18 protein-coding genes are annotated in these 17035 nt (G+C 68.8%); 6 read left to right on the top strand and 12 right to left on the bottom strand.

From position 1 onward, the window contains the following. The first annotated feature begins 332 nt into the window (after positions 1 to 332). A complete protein-coding gene (locus OP79_RS37670) occupies positions 333 to 842 on the top strand; it encodes a winged helix-turn-helix transcriptional regulator (protein ID WP_245685590.1) in 510 nt (169 codons plus the stop codon). A 51-nt stretch (positions 843 to 893) separates the two neighbouring features. On the opposite strand, the gene OP79_RS37665 is transcribed toward OP79_RS37670, so the two are convergent. Together OP79_RS37665 and OP79_RS37660 are read right to left on the bottom strand one after the other, a co-directional pair. Then, the gene (locus OP79_RS37665; RefSeq protein ID WP_051745233.1) at positions 894 to 1580 is read right to left on the bottom strand and encodes a hemerythrin domain-containing protein; all 687 of its coding nucleotides are present in this window, start codon (positions 1578 to 1580) and stop codon (positions 894 to 896) included. A gap of 256 nt (positions 1581 to 1836) precedes the next feature. Beyond that, the gene (locus OP79_RS37660) at positions 1837 to 2748 is read right to left on the bottom strand and encodes an alpha/beta hydrolase (RefSeq protein ID WP_033326917.1); all 912 of its coding nucleotides are present in this window, start codon (positions 2746 to 2748) and stop codon (positions 1837 to 1839) included. A gap of 164 nt (positions 2749 to 2912) precedes the next feature. Between OP79_RS37660 and OP79_RS37655 the strand changes: the two genes are divergently transcribed. Then, complete coding sequence (locus OP79_RS37655; protein WP_157857427.1) at positions 2913 to 3227, top strand: hypothetical protein; 315 nt, start codon at positions 2913 to 2915, stop codon at positions 3225 to 3227. Position 3228: 1 nt separating this feature from the next. Here OP79_RS37655 and OP79_RS37650 read toward each other — a convergent pair whose 3' ends face one another. Together OP79_RS37650 and OP79_RS37645 are read right to left on the bottom strand one after the other, a co-directional pair. Next, positions 3229 to 3927, bottom strand: coding sequence for an SDR family oxidoreductase (locus OP79_RS37650; protein ID WP_033326915.1), 699 nt, complete (start codon positions 3925 to 3927; stop codon positions 3229 to 3231). A gap of 492 nt (positions 3928 to 4419) precedes the next feature. Beyond that, a complete protein-coding gene (locus OP79_RS37645) occupies positions 4420 to 5475 on the bottom strand; it encodes an aldo/keto reductase (RefSeq protein WP_033326914.1) in 1056 nt (351 codons plus the stop codon). 252 nt (positions 5476 to 5727) lie between these two features. Between OP79_RS37645 and OP79_RS37640 the strand changes: the two genes are divergently transcribed. Beyond that, a complete protein-coding gene (locus OP79_RS37640; RefSeq protein ID WP_033326913.1) occupies positions 5728 to 6336 on the top strand; it encodes a TetR/AcrR family transcriptional regulator in 609 nt (202 codons plus the stop codon). 80 nt (positions 6337 to 6416) lie between these two features. On the opposite strand, the gene OP79_RS37635 is transcribed toward OP79_RS37640, so the two are convergent. The 3 genes from OP79_RS37635 to OP79_RS37625 form a co-directional block, all read right to left on the bottom strand. Further along, complete coding sequence (locus OP79_RS37635; RefSeq protein WP_033326912.1) at positions 6417 to 7109, bottom strand: NADPH-dependent F420 reductase; 693 nt, start codon at positions 7107 to 7109, stop codon at positions 6417 to 6419. Between the two features lie 145 nt (positions 7110 to 7254). Next, positions 7255 to 7698: an SRPBCC domain-containing protein gene (locus OP79_RS37630; protein ID WP_051745232.1), complete on the bottom strand. Its 444-nt coding sequence runs from the start codon at positions 7696 to 7698 to the stop codon at positions 7255 to 7257. A 5-nt stretch (positions 7699 to 7703) separates the two neighbouring features. After that, positions 7704 to 8639, bottom strand: coding sequence for an NADP-dependent oxidoreductase (locus OP79_RS37625; RefSeq protein ID WP_033326911.1), 936 nt, complete (start codon positions 8637 to 8639; stop codon positions 7704 to 7706). Positions 8640 to 8780: 141 nt separating this feature from the next. Here OP79_RS37625 and OP79_RS37620 point away from each other — a divergent pair, with 141 nt between their 5' ends. Beyond that, positions 8781 to 9704, top strand: coding sequence for a LysR family transcriptional regulator (locus OP79_RS37620; protein WP_051745231.1), 924 nt, complete (start codon positions 8781 to 8783; stop codon positions 9702 to 9704). A 105-nt stretch (positions 9705 to 9809) separates the two neighbouring features. Here OP79_RS37620 and OP79_RS37615 read toward each other — a convergent pair whose 3' ends face one another. After that, positions 9810 to 10805 carry an aldo/keto reductase gene (locus OP79_RS37615; RefSeq protein ID WP_425428664.1) on the bottom strand — a complete coding sequence of 332 codons (996 nt, stop codon included), beginning with the start codon at positions 10803 to 10805 and terminating at the stop codon, positions 9810 to 9812. Positions 10806 to 11046: 241 nt separating this feature from the next. On the opposite strand from OP79_RS37615, the gene OP79_RS37610 reads away from it, so the two are divergent. Together OP79_RS37610 and OP79_RS37605 are read left to right on the top strand one after the other, a co-directional pair. Then, on the top strand, positions 11047 to 11940 hold the full coding sequence (locus OP79_RS37610) for a helix-turn-helix transcriptional regulator (protein ID WP_033326910.1): 894 nt from the start codon (positions 11047 to 11049) through the stop codon (positions 11938 to 11940). 352 nt (positions 11941 to 12292) lie between these two features. Next, complete coding sequence (locus OP79_RS37605) at positions 12293 to 13228, top strand: NADP-dependent oxidoreductase (protein WP_033326908.1); 936 nt, start codon at positions 12293 to 12295, stop codon at positions 13226 to 13228. Between the two features lie 41 nt (positions 13229 to 13269). On the opposite strand, the gene OP79_RS37600 is transcribed toward OP79_RS37605, so the two are convergent. The 4 genes from OP79_RS37600 to OP79_RS37585 all read right to left on the bottom strand — a co-directional run bounded on the left by OP79_RS37600 (position 13270) and on the right by OP79_RS37585 (position 17016). Beyond that, entirely contained in the window at positions 13270 to 13665 is a 396-nt protein-coding gene (locus OP79_RS37600; protein WP_051745229.1) for a MerR family transcriptional regulator, read from the bottom strand. Positions 13666 to 14025: 360 nt separating this feature from the next. Then, on the bottom strand, positions 14026 to 14493 hold the full coding sequence (locus tag OP79_RS37595) for a VOC family protein (RefSeq protein ID WP_051745227.1): 468 nt from the start codon (positions 14491 to 14493) through the stop codon (positions 14026 to 14028). 214 nt (positions 14494 to 14707) lie between these two features. Then, entirely contained in the window at positions 14708 to 15742 is a 1035-nt protein-coding gene (locus tag OP79_RS37590) for an FAD-binding oxidoreductase (RefSeq protein ID WP_033326906.1), read from the bottom strand. Next, entirely contained in the window at positions 15739 to 17016 is a 1278-nt protein-coding gene (locus OP79_RS37585) for an aromatic ring-hydroxylating oxygenase subunit alpha (protein WP_051745225.1), read from the bottom strand. The genes OP79_RS37590 and OP79_RS37585 overlap by 4 nt, the downstream gene beginning before the upstream one ends. Positions 17017 to 17035 lie beyond the last annotated feature (19 nt).

Raw genomic sequence — 17035 nt, 5'->3', positions numbered from 1 at the left:
GGCACTTGCCTCCAGCGTCCGGGTTGGAGGCAAGTCGCTCCGGGACGGCTGGCGCCGGCAGTGTCCGGGACGACCCACGCCGGCCGCCCGGACAGTCTCGGACTTGCGGGCGGCTACGGCGCGCAGTCCGGGGCGGGGCGCCAGCAGTGCCGATCAGGTGGGCAACCAGTTCTCCTGGCGCGGCACGTACCTGGTGCTCGCTGGGATCCTCTCCGTCATCCATCAGCCCGTGCTCATCGCCAACGGCGAGAGCGACAGGATGGTGCCGACGCCGATCGTGGCATCGAAGGCTGAGTATCTAAAAATAAACCCAAGCGGTTACTATCGCTCCCATGGATGCGTGGACCGAAGTTCTTCAAGACACCGGCATGGACCCCCGACTCGACCGGGACACGTCCAACTGCTCGATCGCGCGGACCCTTGAGATCGTGGGTGAGAAGTGGACGATCCTGATCCTGCGTGAGGTGTGGTACGGCTCGTCCCGGTTCGGTGACTTCGAACGTGTCCTGGGCTGTCCTCGCAACCTTCTGGCGACGCGGCTTCGGATGCTGGTGGAGGAAGGGATCCTGGCGACGGAGACGTACAAGGAGCCCGGTTCGCGGAGTCGGCCGAAGTATGTGATCACCGCTAAGGGCATGGATCTGGTGCCGGCCGTGATGGGGCTGCTGCAGTGGGGTGACCGTTACCGCGCCGACCCGGAGGGGCCGGCGGTGCTGGCGCGACACCGTGAGTGCGGCGCGCACATCGACGTCGAGATTCGCTGCGAGCGAGGCCACCCGGTGCAGGCGAAGGACATCGAGAGCGTCCCCGGCCCGGCCTTTCGTATGAGGTCGCCCGAGTGAGTTGAGGACTCCTCCGTCAGCTTTCCGTAACCCGATGCGGCCGGGCGATCGTCAGGCGTCGAAAACGCGGGCCTGATAGCGGCGCCAGGCGGGGCGGGCGGTGAGGCGCAGCAGCAGACGGATCGGCGCAGGCGCCTTGGCGAGTTGCTGCGCGATGATCTCCGGGTCACCGACCTCCATGAAGAGGCCGAAGACCATGGGGGCCTTGGAGGGCGGCAGGCTTTTGAGGTTGCGTTCGGCGACCGCGTCCCACTCGGGCTGGGTGACGGTGCGTGCGGCGACCGGCAGGAGATGCTTCTCCTCGTCATGCAGGTGCTCCTCCAGCAGGACGAGGAGGTGCTCGACGCGGTCGGCCAGCCGGCTGCGGGCCGCGCTGGTGGGGTTGACTCGCCAGGGCGGAATCAGGGCGGTGACCTCGGCGAGCATCCCGTGCACCGCCTCGTGCTGGGACTGCATCAGGTGCACCAGGGGAGCCAGTTCCTCGGGCACACGCTGCAGCAGCATGGGCCACAGCAACGCGTCCTCGCCCTCGTGATGGTGGACGAGCAGGCCGAGCATCAACTCCAGGTGGTCGGCGAGCACGCCGGCCCGTTTACGGTCACCGTCGTTGACCGCGCTCACCAGTGACGCGCTGGAGCGCAGGGCGCGGCGGAACGCGTCATGTGCCATGACCATGTCGCGAACGTCGGTCAGGCCGGGGCCGTGCAGGGCATCGCCGGACGTGGCGTTCGTAGTCATCAGTCGTCTCCTTTGCCGGGTTGTGCCGCTCGGGCAGCCCTCCCGATGCCACGCCGTGGACGCGCATCGTCGGATGGTTCATGGGCGCCATCTGGATGCGGTCGGCCTGCCGACGACGATGCAGAAGGACTCGGAGCGGACCGTTACGCATGGCCGGCCGTCCTCGCCGAGTCGGGTCGGGTCGGATCTGGTCTGGGGATGGAAGCCGGTGGTCCTCGGTGCGGAGGACCACCGACGGTGACGAGGGTGTTTCTGTTCAGGCGCCGAGGTGCTTACGGAGCCACTGGCCCATCTGCTGGATCGCCTGGTCCACCTCGGGTACGCGTCCGGCGCCCAGGACGAAGGAGTGCTGGCCCTCGGGCATCGGGTGGACCTCGGTGGTGACCTTGAAGTCCGTGAGGCGGCGGCCGAGCTGGGCGCCGTCGTCGGCGAGGGTCTCGTACTCGCCGTAGTGGACGGTCGTGGGGGGCAGGCCGGTCAGATCGGCGTTCACGAGGCTGATCGCGGGGTCGGTGAAGTCCACCGCGGGGTCCTGCAGCCAGGCTCCGCGGAAGAGCTCGAGGGTGTTCCGGCTGAGCATCTTGTCGTTGTCTTCGTTCGCGTCCACCGACGGGTTCTGGATGGTGAGGTCGGTCCACGGTGAGACGCTGACGATCGCGCCCGGGGTGGCCTCGCCCTTCGCGAGCAGGCGCAGCGGCAGCATCACCGCGAGGGATCCGCCGATCGAGTGGCCCGTGCTGCCGATGTTCCGCGGCTCGTAGCCCTGGGAGAGCAGCCACCGGTAGGCGGTCTCGGCGTCGTCGAGCTGCGCGGGGTAGGGGTGCTCGGGCGCGAGGCGGAAGTCCACGACGAGGGAGCGGGCGCCGGCCGCCTTGGCGATGTGGCCGGCGGCCTTGCGGTCCGAGTGCATCGAGGCGGTGACCGATCCGCCGAAGTGGAAGTGGAGCAGCGCCTTGTCGGGGTCGGCGCCCTCGGGGATGGCCCACAGCGCGGGGACGCCGTCCGCGTCGACCTCGGCGTAGGTGACGCCTTCCGGCTCGGTCGACGCCTTGTGGTGCGAGTCGGCGATGTCGCGGACGACGGCCAGGTCGAGGCCGGGTGTGACCAACTTCGCGTTCGTGCTCGCGAGGAACTCCACGAACTGCTGTGCTTCTGGACTGATTCCCATGGTGATATTCCTTTTCAGGGCATGCTGCGCCCTCTTGTCGCGCGCAGTCAGGTCGATGTGTGGGGGCGGCGTCAGCCAGGCGTCCGGTTGAGTTCGCGGGTGCACTGGTCGCGCACGACGCTACGAGTCGGAGCGCTGGAAGCGCATCCGTCACCGCATCCGTCATGGAATTGCCGAACGTGGTTGAACAGGGCGGCAGCAATCCATTACCCGAGTCCGCCGCCGCGGACTTCACCGTCCTGAGGTGTCGGGGTACTCGGCTGGAGTCGGGGCTGACGTTCGCCGCACTGCACGAGTTGCTGTGGCCGGTGACGGAGCGGATCAGTGCGCTCCCGGAGCCGCAGGCCAACGCCTTGAACAGGGCGCTCGGGATGAGCGGCGACGTGGCGGACCGGTTTCTGATCGGCGTGGCCGTACTGACGCTTGTCGGCGAGCTGGCCGACAAGCGGCCGGTGTTGTTGGCGCCGGAGGCGATGTGACTCAGGGGAGCTGTGGGTAGAGCACGGAGACGCCTCCGGCCAGTGCGGCCTGCGCCTGGCGGGAGGCGTCGTCCGCGACGATCTCGTAGGCGCCGGCGGCGATGCCGTCGACGGCGATCTGCGCGATGTCGGCCGGGTCGGACTTGGCCGCGTCGACGGCTCGGACCATGTCGGTGTCCATGTAGCCGACGTGCAGGCCGGCCACGCGGATGCCCTGGCCGGCGAGCTGGAGGCGCAGGGCGTTGGTGAGCGACCACTCGGCGGACTTGGCGGCACAGTAGGCGCCGAAGTCCGGGAAGCTGACCCAGGACAGGCCGGACAGGACGTTCAGTATCGCCCCGCCGCCGTTGGCCGCGATCTGGGGTGCGAAGGCGCGGGTCACCGAGAGGGTGCCGAAGTAGTGGGTGTCCATCTCCAGGCGGACGGCGTCCAGGTCGGCGGTCAGCAGGTCGGCGCCGGTGGACGATCCCGCGTTGTTGACCAGGATGGTCACGTCGCCGGTGGCCTTGGCGGCGGCCGCGACGGAGGCGGGGTCGGTGATGTCGAGCGCGATCGGCCTGACGCCCGGCAGGTCCACCTGGTCGGGGTTGCGGGCGCCGGCGTAGACGGTGGCGCCGCGGCGGAGCAGCTCGGCGGCGAGGGCCCGGCCGAAGCCACGGTTGGCTCCGGTGACAAGGGCGGTGCTGGTGGAGAGGTCCATGGGGGTTCCTGGTGAAGTAGGTTTATTGAAGTACGATCGTAATCCTAAACAGGAAGAGTCGATGAGCGCAAGCGGTCTGCGCAGAGAGGGTGCGCCCCGCCTCTGGCGCGCCGACCGTGCCCACGACCAACGACCAACGACCAACGACCAACGCGAAAGGGGCCTGCCGTACGCACGGCAGGCCCCTTTCGCGGTCCATCGAAGGTGGAGCCAGAGCTTGACGATCACCTTTCCGACGTATCTCGCCCCGCATCAGCGCGAGGAAGGCGTCCAAGGTGTTGTCGAGGCCCTCCCTCACGGTCTCGCGGTAGCGGAGCTTGCCGGTGGCGAGCCGGCCGCCGCCTTGAACGTTGATCGGTCGACACGACGGGGTCTGTGACACCTGGCGGGACGTGGCGTGGCCAGGTCAACGGCACCGCCCCGAACCGCGCGCACGGTGCGGGACGGAAGCGGCGTCGACGGAATGGGGTCGCCGGCGGCAGGATCCGCAGCTCAGGCCACGGGCGCCGCGGGCTGGGTGACGAGGGAGGCGTCACCGCCCTGGACGGCGTCTCGGGCGCCGGTGGTCGCCTCGTGGGGCACTCCGAGGGGGATTGCGCTGACGTCCGACAGGCGCGCGAACTGCTTCGGGGTGAGCTGGACGTCCAGGGCGCCCAGGTAGTCGTCGAGCTGGGTGAGGTTGCGCGGACCGATGATCGGCACGAACGAGGTCGACGCCTGAGCGGCACGCTCACGCAGCCAGGCCACCGACACCTGGGCGGGCGTCGCGCCGGTCTCCTCGGCGATGGCCAGGACGGTGTCGACGACGGCGGTCTTCTGGTCGGTGCTCTCGGTGTGCACGAGTGTCTTGAGATCGCTCAGCCGTCCCTCGGCGCTGCGGCGGTACTTGCCGGTGAGCAGTCCACCGCCGAGCGGGGACCACAGGGCGGCGCCGAGGCCCAGGCTCTCGGCCATCGGCAGCAGTTCGCGGTCGGGGGTCCTCTCGACGAGGCTGTACTCGATCTGGATGCCCGTGACCGGTGCCCAGTTCTTCAGGTCCGCGAGGGTGGCGGCACGGGAGACGCGCCATGCGGGGAAGTTGGACAGGGCGGCGTGGAGGATCTTGCCGGAGCTGACCAGGTCGTCCAGTCCGCGCAGGATCTCCTCCATGGGTGTGAGGTCGTCGGGGAAGTGGACCCAGTACAGGTCGATGTAGTCGGTGCCAAGGCGCTTCAGGCTCGCCTCCAGCGAAGTGACCATGTTCTTGCGGCTGTTGCCCGTCCTGGAGATGCCGGGCTGCGGAGTGGCTCCGTTGGTGAACTTGGTGGCCAGGACGAAGTGGTCCCGGTCGGCGGCGACGAACTTCCCCACCAGTTCTTCGGACTCGCCGAACTGGTAGCCGTCCGCGGTATCGAGAAACGTACCGCCGGCCTCGGCGAACCTGTCGAACATCCGGCGAGCCTCGTCCGGCTCGGCACCGGCACCCCAGCCGGTGCCGAAGTTCCCCGTGCCGAGTGCGTACTCGGAGACGCGCAGTCCGGTCCGTCGTCCGAAGGTCGTGTAACGCATCAGGTCTCCTTGGTGCTGATTTCGCATCGACGGTCGGGGCGGGCGGTGGCCTGTCAGGCGCAGGTCCGGACGTTGGCCCGGCCGGGGCGTGAAGGGGGCGCCGAGTGCGCCCTGGACGGGTGCGGCGCCGGCGAACCACCCATCCGCGTACAGCGTGATGCGGGGCGTGGCTAAGTAAGACGATCGGTCTACTTAAGTCTCCACCGTAGCTGGCTCACCGGCTTATGTAAAACGATCGGTATCCTTAAGGGTGTGACCGAATCTCACCCCGTACGTCGGCGTCGTGGGCGTGGCGCCCGGGAACGGATCCTCAAAGCGGCGACCCAGCTGTTCACGGCGCAGGGGGTCAACGCGACCGGGATGGACCAGCTGTCGACCGTCGCCGAAGTATCGAAACGCACCCTCTACACGCACTTCCCGAGCAAGGACGAGCTCGTCGGGGCATACCTGCAGTCCCTGGTGGACGCTCTCCTGCCCGTCCCCCCGTCGCCCGACCGGCCGACACCGAGCCCACGTGAGCAGCTCCTCGCCATCTTCGACTGGAAGCGGCCGGAAACCACCGCTCCGTTCCGGGGATGCCCGTTCCTGAACGTCAGCGCCGAGGTACCCGACCCCGGACATTCCGCCCACCAACTGGCCGCGGCGTACAAGAGGGAGTTCGCCCGCCGCCTCACGGACATCGCACGGCAGGCCGGCGTCGACGACCCGGAAACCCTCGGTGAGCAACTGGCGCTGCTCTTCGACGGCGCGGCCGCACGCGGTACCGCACTCAACAGCAGCCACACCGCCGCGTGCGCGCGATCCATCGCGGAGTCGTTGGTCGATGCCGCCCTCGTCGGCGTCGGCCCGGCGTCTCCGTGATGAGGCCGGTGACGTCTTCTCAACGTCACTGGCCGGCCTGTTCCTCCCAGGGCTCGGTGGACGAGCCGGTTCTCTCCTGTTCAGGACCTGCGGTGTGCCTGTTCCAGGGCCGTACGGATCTCCTTGGCGTCGGCCGGCTTTCCCGGGTCGCGGGGCCAGGGCAGTCGGGGGTCCGACAGGTAGGGGAGGACGTAGGCGGGGCTGCCCTCCTGGACGCGCCAGCTCTCGGTGGTGGTGCCGGCGTCGGCGGTGTCGTAGCCGAGACGGTCGAGCAGAGCGGTGACGGACTTCTTGGCCGTGTCGTCGTCGCCGGAGATGGGGAGCGCGCTGCGGTCGGGGGACCCGGCGGGGCGGGCGAGGGAGATGAGGTGCTCGAAGTAGATGGTGCTGAACGTCTTGACCGTCCGTGCGCCCAGCACGTACCGCTGGAACAGCTCTCCCGCGGTCAGGCTGCCCGTCTCCAGTTCGGCGATGACGCCGTCCCGGAGTCGGTAGTAGTTGTTCGCGTCGATGACGGTCTTCCCGGCGAGGGCGTCCGCGGGCAGGTGGGGTACGGCGCTGAAGGGGACGGCGACGAGCGTCCAGTCGCCGGCCGCGGCGGCCTCCGTCGAAGTGGCCGCACGCACCCGGGGGCCGAGGCGGTCGGTGAGATGTCGCAGGGTCTGGGGGCCGCGCGAGTTGCTGAGCACCACGTCGATGCCCGCGTCGACGGCCAGGCGCGCCACCGCGCCGCCGATGTTGCCGCTTCCGATGATGCCGAGGGTGTGGTTCATCGCTGTTCCTTGTGGTGAGGGCCCGCGTTTTCGGGCGTAACCCGTCGGCGCCCGCAGACCGTGGCGGGTGTGCAACTGCGGTCTGCGGGCGCGGAAGTGTTCCGGTGCGCGGACGGATGTCCGGTGTGGGGGCTGCGCGGGGCGGTCAGTGGCCGGATTCGAGTCGTTCCTTCAGGGCCCTGCCGTAGCTTGCGCCGTTCTCCTCCATTTTGGCCCGGTTGGGCTCCACGGCATCCACAGCGGCCGGGCCGCTGAACTTCTCGGAATCCGTGACTCGCGTTCCGCCGTCATGCGGGTCGAGGAGGAAGGAGTGTTCCCCCGTGACGACCCCGGGGACGCCGCCCTCCCAGGCAAGCCGTCGCGGTGCCTCGTAGTGGAGGACCGTGAAGTCGTACTCCCCGTCCATCTCGGATCCGTTCGACAGACGGGCCCGCAGCAGGGTTCCGGGCAGGACTTCGGCGGGCACTTCGACGAAGCTCAGGTCGGGGTGCCACTGTGCGTATCCGGCGAAGTCGGTCAGGACCTTCCACACCTCCTCGGGGGAAGCGGCGATGTCGGTGACCGTGCTGATGACGGGATTGTTGTCCATGTTTCTCAGACCTCCGTACGGTTTTCGAGGATGATCTTGCCGCGGGCGTGGCCACCGGCCAGCAGCTGCTGGGCCCGGGCCGCCTGGGCGAGGGGGAAGGTGTGGCCGACGTGGACGGTGAGCTTGCCCTCTTCGGCGAGCTCCACCAGCCGGGTCAGGTCATCGCCGTCGAGGCGGAGGAAGACGTCGATGGTGCCCGGGTAGTCGGCAGCGGACAGGGTGATGGAGGCGACCCGCGCCCCGAGGGCGGCGATCGCGTGCGTCGTGGCCAGGGAGCCACGCCCGGCGGTGTCGAGGACCGCGTCGACCCCGTCCGGGGCGATCTTCCGCACCTGCGCGACGAGTTCGTCGCCGTACCGTACGGGCGTCGCGCCCAGGGACTCGATGAATGCCTGGCTGGCCTCGGAGCCCGTCCCGATCACCCGGGCGCCCCGCGCGGCGGCGATCTGGACGGCGAGGTGTCCCACGCCGCCCGCCGCCCCGTGCACCAGCACGGTGTCGCCGGAACTCACCTCGAGGCTGTGCACGATGGCCTGGTAGGCGGTGAGCCCGGCGACCGGCAGTCCGGCGGCCTGGGCCCAGCTCAGGTTCCTCGGCTTGCGCGCGAGCTGGCGCGGTTCCGCCGAGATCTTCTCCGCGTAGGTGCCGTAGTGCATGGCCTTGTCGCGGACGAAGCCGATCACTTCGTCGCCCGGCCGGAATCCCGTCGTCGCCACTCCGGCCTGCTCGATGACCCCGGCCAGGTCCCATCCGGGGGTCACCGGGAAGAGGGAGTCCACGAGGGGATCCGGGGCTCCGCTCTGGAATCCCAGATCCGCCGGGTTGAGCGCGGCTGCCTCGATTCTCACCAGCACGAGATCGGAGAACATCTTCGGATCCGGAACATCGACGACTTCCAGGACCTCGGGTCCGCCGAAGCTCTGGTACTGAACGGCTTTCACAGCTCTGCCTTTCATGTGGCGTGCGGGTCGGCACGGCGTAAGCACCTCATCCGGCTGAGGGCCGGGGGCGCACGACCAAGCTGACCAGGGCCTCTACGGCGGAGCAATGACTGTCTGGGCAACGGGTAATACCTTGGATGCATGAATCAGCTGGAGACCCGGGAACTCGCCTACTTCGTGGCCGTGGCCGAGACGCTGCACTTCGGCCAGGCCGCGGAGCGCCTCGGCATCACCCAGCCGCCCCTGTCCCGGGCCATCGCCCATCTGGAGAGGCGCGTGGGCGTCCCACTGCTGGAACGCACCACGCGGAAGGTGAGACTGACCGCCGCGGGTGAGGTCTTCCTGACCGAGTGCCGCACGCTCCTGGCGGCCATGGACACCGCCGTACGCAAGGCGCGCAAGGCCGCCGAGCAGCAGCGGGTCACCATCGCGGCACGCCCCGGCTCCGGCCCCGGCGTCCTGCCCGCCCTGCTCGCCGCCGAGGCGCAGGGCCCGGACGGCGTGCTCACCGACGTCGTGTTCACCTACGACGAGATCGGCGCCCTTCAAGACGGCACCGCGGACGTCGCCCTCATGTGCCAGACGGTTGCCACCCCCGGCCTCGAAATGATCGAGCTCGGCCCGGAAAAGCCGGTCGTCCTGCTCCCGGCAGGTCACCCCCTGGCCGAGCGCCCGTTCCTGACACTCATCGAGGTGGAGGCACTGCCGGGCTACGAAGCTCACCTGCCGAACGAGGCACTGGACACCATGGTCGACCGCGTCGCACTCGGACAACTCGTTGTCGTCGTCGGCGACAGCGTCCGCGGCCGCCTCGGCGAATCCGTACGAGCCGTGCCCGTCCACGGGTACCCGCCCACCCAACTGGTGCTGGCCTGGCTCCCGGACGCCCGCCCGGCCACCTCCCGCCTCACCGCGACCGCCCACGCAGTGCTGGCGGGGCGCACACCGGGACCGTCGGCGTCGGCGAGCACTGACCCCGAGAGTTCTGCCGACGTGGAAGTGAGTGGAGACGGCGAGATCGAGCGGTCGGCGGGGTGGCCGGCTCCGGCGCCGACGGCACCGTAGTGCTCGACGGCCGTGCGGGCGCGGCGGATGTCCCCGCCGACGCGGTCATCGGCTTCGTCACAACGTCTCGATGGCGCCCGGGATGCCGGTCTGCCCAGGGTCGGCTCACCAGGCATACGCCTGTGGGGCTTCCCCCGGCCCCGGCCAGATGCGGTCGAGTCGTTGCACAACCTCGTCGTCCAGTTGCACGGACAGTGCGCCGAGGTTGGACCGCAGTTGCTCGCTCGTCGTCGCTCCGGTGACCGTGGTGGAGACGGCAGGGTTGTGCAGCAGCCAGGCCAGCGCCACATGCGCCGGGTTCGCGCCCAGCTCCCGGCACAGCCCCTCATACGCTTCGAGCTGGTCGCGGTGTGCTTCGATGCGCTCCAGCATCGATTCATCCTGGACGTGTCCCTCGGCGGCGGATTCGAGGACGCCGGTGAGCAGGCCGGCGTGCAGCGGGCTGTAAGGGATCAGTCCGATTCCGAGGTGGCGCAGCGCGGGGACGAGCTCGAGTTCCACGGCCCGTACGGCGAGGTTGTACAGGCTCTGTTCGGAGGCCAGGCCCATGAAGTGCCGTGCGGTGGCGGCTGACTGGGCGAGGGCCACGTCCCAGCCGGCGAAGTTGCTGCTGCCGACGTAGCTGACCTTGCCCTCGCGTACCAACTGCTCCATCGCCTGCCAGATTTCCTCCCAGGGCGTGGCCCGGTCGATGTGGTGCATCTGGTAGAGGTCGATGTGGTCTGTCTGGAGTCGCCGCAGGCTCGCCTCGCACGCGCGCCGGATGTGGTAGGCGGACAGTCGGCGGTCGTTGGGGCCCAGTCCCATCGGCTGGTACACCTTCGTGGCCAGGACGATGTCGTCGCGGCGCCCGCTGCGCTTCAGCCACCGGCCGATGGTCTCCTCGGAAACGCCGTACCCCTTGGCCATGTCCGCTGTTTGCGGGCCGCCGTAGACGTCGGCGGTGTCGAAGAGGTTGATACCCGCCTCGATCGCGGTGTCCATGACCGCGAAACTGGTCGATTCGTCCACGGTGAAGCCGAAGTCCATCGTCCCGAGGCCGATCCGGCTGACCAGCAGGCCGGAGCGGCCCAGGTGGCCGTATCTCATCTCGTCGCTCATGCACGTACCGTCCTTTCGCAAGGGATGCCCGGTCCGGGCTACGGACGAGCAGAAGAGGCGGCAGCACCCGAAAGGGCTGAGGTCGTCGCAGGCATACGGGGTCCGGCCGCGTCGTACGGCCGGGCGGGCTGAGTGCCACGGCATCCAGGGAACTCTCGTTTCGCGCGGGCAACCAGTTGCTGATGAACCATGTACTGGCAGTACATCCCTACGGCCGCGAGGACGTCGTACGGTCAGGAGCGTGGACAACCGTGACGAAGTCCGCGAGTTCCTCACCTCGCGGAGAGCCAAGATCACCCCGGAGCAGGCCGGGCTGCCGGCCGGCTCCCGGCGCCGCGTACCCGGTCTGCGCCGCAGCGAAGTTGCCACGCTGGCCGACGTCAGCGTCGACTACTACGGCAAGCTGGAGCGCGGCAACCTGGCCGGTGTCTCCCCCACGGTGCTCGAATCGGTAGCCCGCGCACTCCAGTTGGACGAGGTCGAACGGGCTCATCTGCTCCACCTGGCCCAGGCCCAAGAAGGCTCCGACACACTCGCCCGCCCCCGGTCACGTTCCAGCCGGCAGCGGGCCCTGCCCAAGAGCCTGCAGTGGGCCTTGGACGCCGTCACCGCCGGGCCCGCGTTCGTGACGAACGGCCGCCTGGACCTGCTCGCCGCCAACCAGCTGGCCCGCGCCTTCTTCGCCGACATCTACGACAGCGACACCCAGCCGCCGAACATGGCCCGCTTCCAGTTCCTCGCCCCGGCGGCCCGCCGCTTCTACCCGGACTGGGACCTCATCGCGGACATGACCGTGGACGTGCTGCGCACCGAGGCCGGCCGCAACCCCCACGACAAGGACCTCCACCACCTGGTGGGTGAGCTGTCCACCCGCAGTGACGCCTTCCGCACCCGCTGGGGCGCCCACAACGTGCGCCGTCACGGCACCGGCGTCAAACGCTTCCACCACCCGGTCGTCGGCGACCTCACCCTCGCCTGGCACGGCTCGGCCGTGGACGACGAACCCGGCCTCACCCTCCTCATCTACACCGCCGAACCCGGCTCACCCTCCGAAGAAGCCCTGCGCCTCCTCGCCTCCTGGGCTGCCTCCCAGGACGGTGCCGCCCCTGCCGACCGCCTCTGGCGACATAGCTGATCTCGCCGGAGGCGTCGGTCAGGCGGTGGAGGGCGACGCCTGCTGCTGTGGCTGCCATGACGACCCGCACGGCAGCCCGTTCCGCGATGCGATGACGGCGGGCACCCCCAGCGGCCGCGCCCCCGACGCCTATAGCAAGCAGGCGGATGCCCGGCCGGGTCGCCATAGTGCATGGCCGACTGACCGCATCTGGTGATGAGGACGACAGACCACCCAACTTGCATCTGACGTTAGCGTCAGGTTTTAGCGTGGTGGCTGTCGGTGCTCCGCAGCTCACTGCGGACATCGTCTCCCTGGACCAAAGATCTTCCGCGCCTGCTGCGAGCAGGTGCGGCTTACCGGAGGAAGACTCATGCGTGCAGTCGTTTACCGTTCGCTCGGCGGCCCGGACGTCGTCGAGGTCGCCGAGGTCGACAAGCCGGTTCCGGGCTTGAGCGAGATTCGCGTCAAGGTCCAGGCGTCCGCGCTCAACCCGACCGATGTGGGGGCCTGGGCCGGAGGCTTCTTCCCGGCTCCGCCGGAGGGGAGCGCCTATGGCCTCGGCTGGGACATCGCCGGCGTTGTCGACGCCGTCGGCCCGGGTAGCCACTGGACGCCCGGACAGCCTGTCATCGCGTTGAGCTACGGCGTGCCCCTGGGGCTGAACCGGGGGCAGGCCGAGTACGTCGTGGTTCCTTCCCATTCGATCGCCGCGGCGCCCGCGGGTGTCGACCCGGTCCACGCCGCCACCATCCCTCTCAACGGCCTGACCGCGGCCCAGTCCGTCGAGCTGCTCGGTATCCAGGCGGGCCAGACCGTGCTCATCACCGGTGCGGAGGGGGCGGTCGGTGGCTACGCGGTGCAGCTGGCGAAGCGCCGGGGGGCCGTGGTCATCGCGAGTGACCTGTCGCCCGATGGCGAGTTCGCGACCAAGGTGGCAGGGGCCGACATGTACGTACCGGCGTCGCAGGAGCCGGCCGAGGCCGTCCGCAAGGTGCGTCCCGAAGGGGTCGACGCCGTTCTGGACACAGCCATGCTGGGGCAGGCCGTCATCGGGGCGGTGGCGGACGGCGGCAGGTTCGTGACCACGCGGCTCGACGCTCTGCCCCAGACCGAGCGGGGGATCCGGGTGCTGCTGACACAGGTCGGCCCGGACGGAGCGATGCTCACGACGCTGTCCGATCTGGCCGCGGCGGGAGACCTGGCATTGCGCGTGGCCGAGACCTATCCGCTGCAGGAGGCCTCGCAGGCTTACGCGCGCGTGACCAGGGGTGGGCTCCAGGGGCGCGTCGTCCTCACCATGGACTGAGTGCGACGCCCTCTCGTACGGCTGTGACGCGGCAGGCCGCCTCAGACGGTATCGGGGAGGCCGGAGCGTACGGGATAGCAGTGGTGGGGGTGGTTGGGGTCCGTCGCCGCAGCGATGATCTCGTCGAGGCGGGCACGCACTTCCGTCAGGTCGTTGATCTGGCGGTCGACGCGGGCCCGCTCAGCGATGATGCTCTCGACGAACTCGTAGGTCACTTCGCCCTCGTTCATGCACCGCGGCAGGACCTCGCGAACGAGCCTGCTCGACAGGCCGGCGGCGTACAGCTGCTGGATCATCCTGACCCGCTCGACCGCGCCGTCCGGGTACTGCCGCTGCCCCCCGCCGGTGCGCGTGGAGGCGAGCAGCCGCTGCTCTTCGTAGTAGCGCAGCGCCCGAACGCTCACTCCCGCCTGTTCGGCGACCTCTCCGATCCGCATGGCTGCTCCTTGCCGGCTTCGCGTCACGCCAGGGCTACATCTGACGTCAGGGTGAGGTTTTAGCGTAGCTGATGGCGAAATCACGAACCTCCTGTCTCCTTCGGTAGACAGCGTGCTGAGTAGTCGCGTGACGTCCGTTTCGTGATCACCCGAGGCCGAGGAGTGCGAGGGCACGGCGCGGGTCGCGGGCGTTGCGGCGGGGGCCTGCCGCGATGTTCTTCACTCCGGCGGTGCGGAGGGCTCCGATGGCCAGGTTGCGCCCAGGCGGTCCGGGACCTCCTCGGATACGACGTCGGAATGCTCGCGAAGCTGGTCAAGGCCAGTCGGGTCAATGAGCGAGTGCGTCGGGCATCACCTCACTTACCGCGGAAATCGCTCGTCCGAGACCTCCATGGCCTGGATGAGCGCGCCGTCGGGGTCGTAGAACAGGAAAGAACGAGTCCCGGCGTATGGGGACCAGATGTAGTCGGTCTGAAGCTCGTGACCAGCGGCCTTGACGCGCTGAAAGAGGTCATCGATGTCGGGCACGTCGATCGCCAGTTCCTTGATGCCTGTCTTGCCGTAGCGCAGGTACTCGTCTGGAGCCTTGGTGGAGAGCGGGTTGGCCGCCTGCTGCAGTTCCAGCGCCGCGCCGGAGTCGTCGGCGACAACCACGATCCGGGTCGCCGCGTTCTTCACGCCCAGAATGTCGTCGAGCGTCGAGCCGTCGAACCAGTTTCCGGGCTCGGTACTCTCCGCTATCACGTTCTTGAACCCCAGGAGGTCTTGATAGAAGGGCAACGATCGGTCCAGATCGCTCACGATGATGCAGATGTGATTGAAGCTCACGATTTTCCTCTGTGGACTGGGGGAGCGGTCGCCACAGGCACTGGTCCGGCGATACTGATGCAGACCGGTCGGCGGCCAACTCCCAGCACTGGCCTGCAACTTCAGCCACAACGGTAAAACCTGACGCTAATGTCAGATGCAAGTCCGAGTTTGGCCCGGCTGCACCTTTAAGGGATTGCCGGGATTCAACACGCCAGGTGACGCCGTGTTGTCCTCACGCGTCGATCGCGAGGTCTTCCAGCGGTTTTGAGCAGCAGAGCAGGATCTTGTTCTGGGTGATCTCGCGTGGCCGGATGCCTCCGTTGTGCTGCATGTCGACGGAGCCGGAGAGCAGGGTCGTCTTGCAGGTGCCGCACATGCCCTGCGCGCACGAGGCCGGCAGGCTGAGGCCGGCTCGGGACGCGGCGGCGAGGAGCGAGGTGTCGGCGTCGCACTCGATGGTGCGTCCGCTGCGGGTGAACTCGACCTTGAATCCGGCACTTGTGTCGGCGGCGGTCGAGGCGTCGGCCGCAGCGGTCGGCGTCTCGAAGGTGAAGCTCTCCTCGTGGTAGTGGTCCATGTCGAGGCCCGCGTCCGACAGCATGCGCCGTACGGCGGCCATGTAGGGGGCGGGTCCGCAGGTGAAGACCTCCCGTTCGTGGAGGTCCGGCGCGACCTGTCGGAGCGTCTCGATCGTCAGTCGGCCGCGGTATCCGCCCCAGGGGGCGTACGGGCGGTCCTCCTCGCAGATGTGGACCACCCGGATGTTCGGCGCTGTCGCGGCGATGAGGTCGAGTTCGTGGCGGAAGACGATGTCCGCCGGGGTGCGGGCGCTGTGCACGAACACCACGTCGGCGGGGTCGGCCAGGTCGTACAGCGTCCTGGTCATCGCCATCGACGGCGTCACTCCCACGCCCCCGGACAGGAAGAGGTACTTGGGCGCCGGATGCCGGGCCGTGGAGAACTCGCCGAGCGGTCCGTGCGCCCGCACGGTGTCGCCGGGCTTGAGGTGGTCGTGCAGCCAGTTCGACATGAGTCCACCCGGTACGCGCTTCACCGTGATCGAGAGTAGGAAGGGGCGGGTGGGCGGTGAGGAGATGGTGTAGCAGCGCTGGACCGGTCGACCGTCGATGTCGAGGGCCAGTGTCAGGAACTGGCCCGGCTCGTGCCGGAACAGCCGGGGTTCGGCGTACTCGAACACGAACGTGGTGACGTCGTGCGTGAGCGGGTGAACCTGACGGCACACCAGCAGTTCTTCGGTCTCGGTCATCGCTGCCGCTCCAGGTGTGACAGGTGTGCCTTGAGCCGGGTCACGTACCAGTTGACGAACGCCTCGACGTCTTCCTCCGTCGGGCCGTACGGGCCCGGCAGGTAGGCCGGGCTGCTGATGCCCTGGTGGGCGCGGGCGACGAACGCCGCGTCCTGGTCGTTCGTGGCCTTCCACACCTTCGTCAGCGTGTCGAGGTCGTAGTCGATCCCCTCGACGGCGTCGGCGTGCACGAGCCAGGTGGTGCGGACGAGGGTGCGGTCCGGGGAGAGCGGGACCGCCGTGAACGTGATCGCGTGATCGGCCATGACATGGAACCAGGAGTTGGGCTGCAGGTGCATGGACAGCCGGCCCAGGCGGGCCGTGGGGAAGTCCGCCAGCAGGCGCTTGCACGCGGCTGTGCCGTCCGGGGTGTAGGACTCTCCGGCCTGGTCGAGGGGTTCGCGCTGGATACGGAAACCCGTGGTGCGGGTGTCCAGTTCCTCGATCGCGGCGTAGGGGAGGCCGAGGGATTCGTAGGTCCTGCGGGCGTCGGCGTCGGCCCGCTGGAAGCGCTCGTAGGCAGGGCGCAGCGCAGGAGGGATGTCCTGCTCCTGGTAGCCGTAGATCGGGAAGTAGCAGGCCTGGAGTTCCGGGTGGCCAGTGCAGTGGTAGCACTCCCGGTTGTTCTCCAGGGTCAGCTTCCAGTTGCCGTTCTCGACCAGGTCGATCTGCGTGGCGACCTTCGCCTTGGCCAGGTTGTGCGGTGCGAGGTACGGCTCGACGCGGGCGGCGACCTCGTCGAAGTCGTCGGGCGGCGTCTCGGCCAGGCAGATGAAGACCAGCCCGGCCACCGTGCGCGCGTGCACGGACCGCAGCGAGAAGCATTTCGGGTCGAAGCCGGGCACCTGGGACTCGGCGTGCAGCAGTCTGCCGTCCACGCCGTACGTCCACCGGTGGTACCCGCAGACGATGTTGCCCACCGAGCCGCGCTCCTCGTTCAGGATGCGCGCGCCGCGGTGGCGGCAGACGTTGTGGAAGGCCCGTACGTCCTCGTCGTCGTCGCGGACGACGATGACCGAGTACGGCCCGATGGTGACGGTCACGTAGTCGCCGGGCTCGGGAAGCTCCGCCTCGGCGGCGACGAACAGCCAGTGCCGGGCGAAGACCGCCTCGATGTCGAGGCCGAAGAACTCCTCACTGACGTAGAACGGGGCTTCGAGGCTCTGTCCGAGGGGACGCCGGGCAATGAGGTCGGCGGGGGAGCGCACCTCGGCGGCGGGTGTCACTGGGTTCATCTCATCTCTCCGGCAGCGC

The organism is Streptomyces yerevanensis (assembly GCF_000716805.1).
Taxonomy (GTDB): domain Bacteria; phylum Actinomycetota; class Actinomycetes; order Streptomycetales; family Streptomycetaceae; genus Streptomyces; species Streptomyces flaveus.
The sequence above is the reverse complement of the archived record's forward strand: the minus strand, read 5'-3'. Positions and strand labels throughout refer to the sequence as shown.

Excerpts from the sequence above, each read along its gene's own strand:
- OP79_RS37670 (WP_245685590.1), top strand. The coding sequence starts at position 333 with ATGGATGCGTGGACCGAAGTTCTTCAAGACACCGGCATGGACCCCCGA.
- OP79_RS37665 (WP_051745233.1), bottom strand. The coding sequence starts at position 1,580 with ATGACTACGAACGCCACGTCCGGCGATGCCCTGCACGGCCCCGGCCTG.
- OP79_RS37660 (WP_033326917.1), bottom strand. The coding sequence starts at position 2,748 with ATGGGAATCAGTCCAGAAGCACAGCAGTTCGTGGAGTTCCTCGCGAGC.
- OP79_RS37655 (WP_157857427.1), top strand. The coding sequence starts at position 2,913 with ATGGAATTGCCGAACGTGGTTGAACAGGGCGGCAGCAATCCATTACCC.
- OP79_RS37650 (WP_033326915.1), bottom strand. The coding sequence starts at position 3,927 with ATGGACCTCTCCACCAGCACCGCCCTTGTCACCGGAGCCAACCGTGGC.
- OP79_RS37645 (WP_033326914.1), bottom strand. The coding sequence starts at position 5,475 with ATGCGTTACACGACCTTCGGACGACGGACCGGACTGCGCGTCTCCGAG.
- OP79_RS37635 (WP_033326912.1), bottom strand. The coding sequence starts at position 7,109 with ATGAACCACACCCTCGGCATCATCGGAAGCGGCAACATCGGCGGCGCG.
- OP79_RS37630 (WP_051745232.1), bottom strand. The coding sequence starts at position 7,698 with ATGGACAACAATCCCGTCATCAGCACGGTCACCGACATCGCCGCTTCC.
- OP79_RS37620 (WP_051745231.1), top strand. The coding sequence starts at position 8,781 with ATGAATCAGCTGGAGACCCGGGAACTCGCCTACTTCGTGGCCGTGGCC.
- OP79_RS37615 (WP_425428664.1), bottom strand. The coding sequence starts at position 10,805 with ATGAGCGACGAGATGAGATACGGCCACCTGGGCCGCTCCGGCCTGCTG.
- OP79_RS37605 (WP_033326908.1), top strand. The coding sequence starts at position 12,293 with ATGCGTGCAGTCGTTTACCGTTCGCTCGGCGGCCCGGACGTCGTCGAG.
- OP79_RS37600 (WP_051745229.1), bottom strand. The coding sequence starts at position 13,665 with ATGCGGATCGGAGAGGTCGCCGAACAGGCGGGAGTGAGCGTTCGGGCG.
- OP79_RS37590 (WP_033326906.1), bottom strand. The coding sequence starts at position 15,742 with ATGACCGAGACCGAAGAACTGCTGGTGTGCCGTCAGGTTCACCCGCTC.
- OP79_RS37585 (WP_051745225.1), bottom strand. The coding sequence starts at position 17,016 with ATGAACCCAGTGACACCCGCCGCCGAGGTGCGCTCCCCCGCCGACCTC.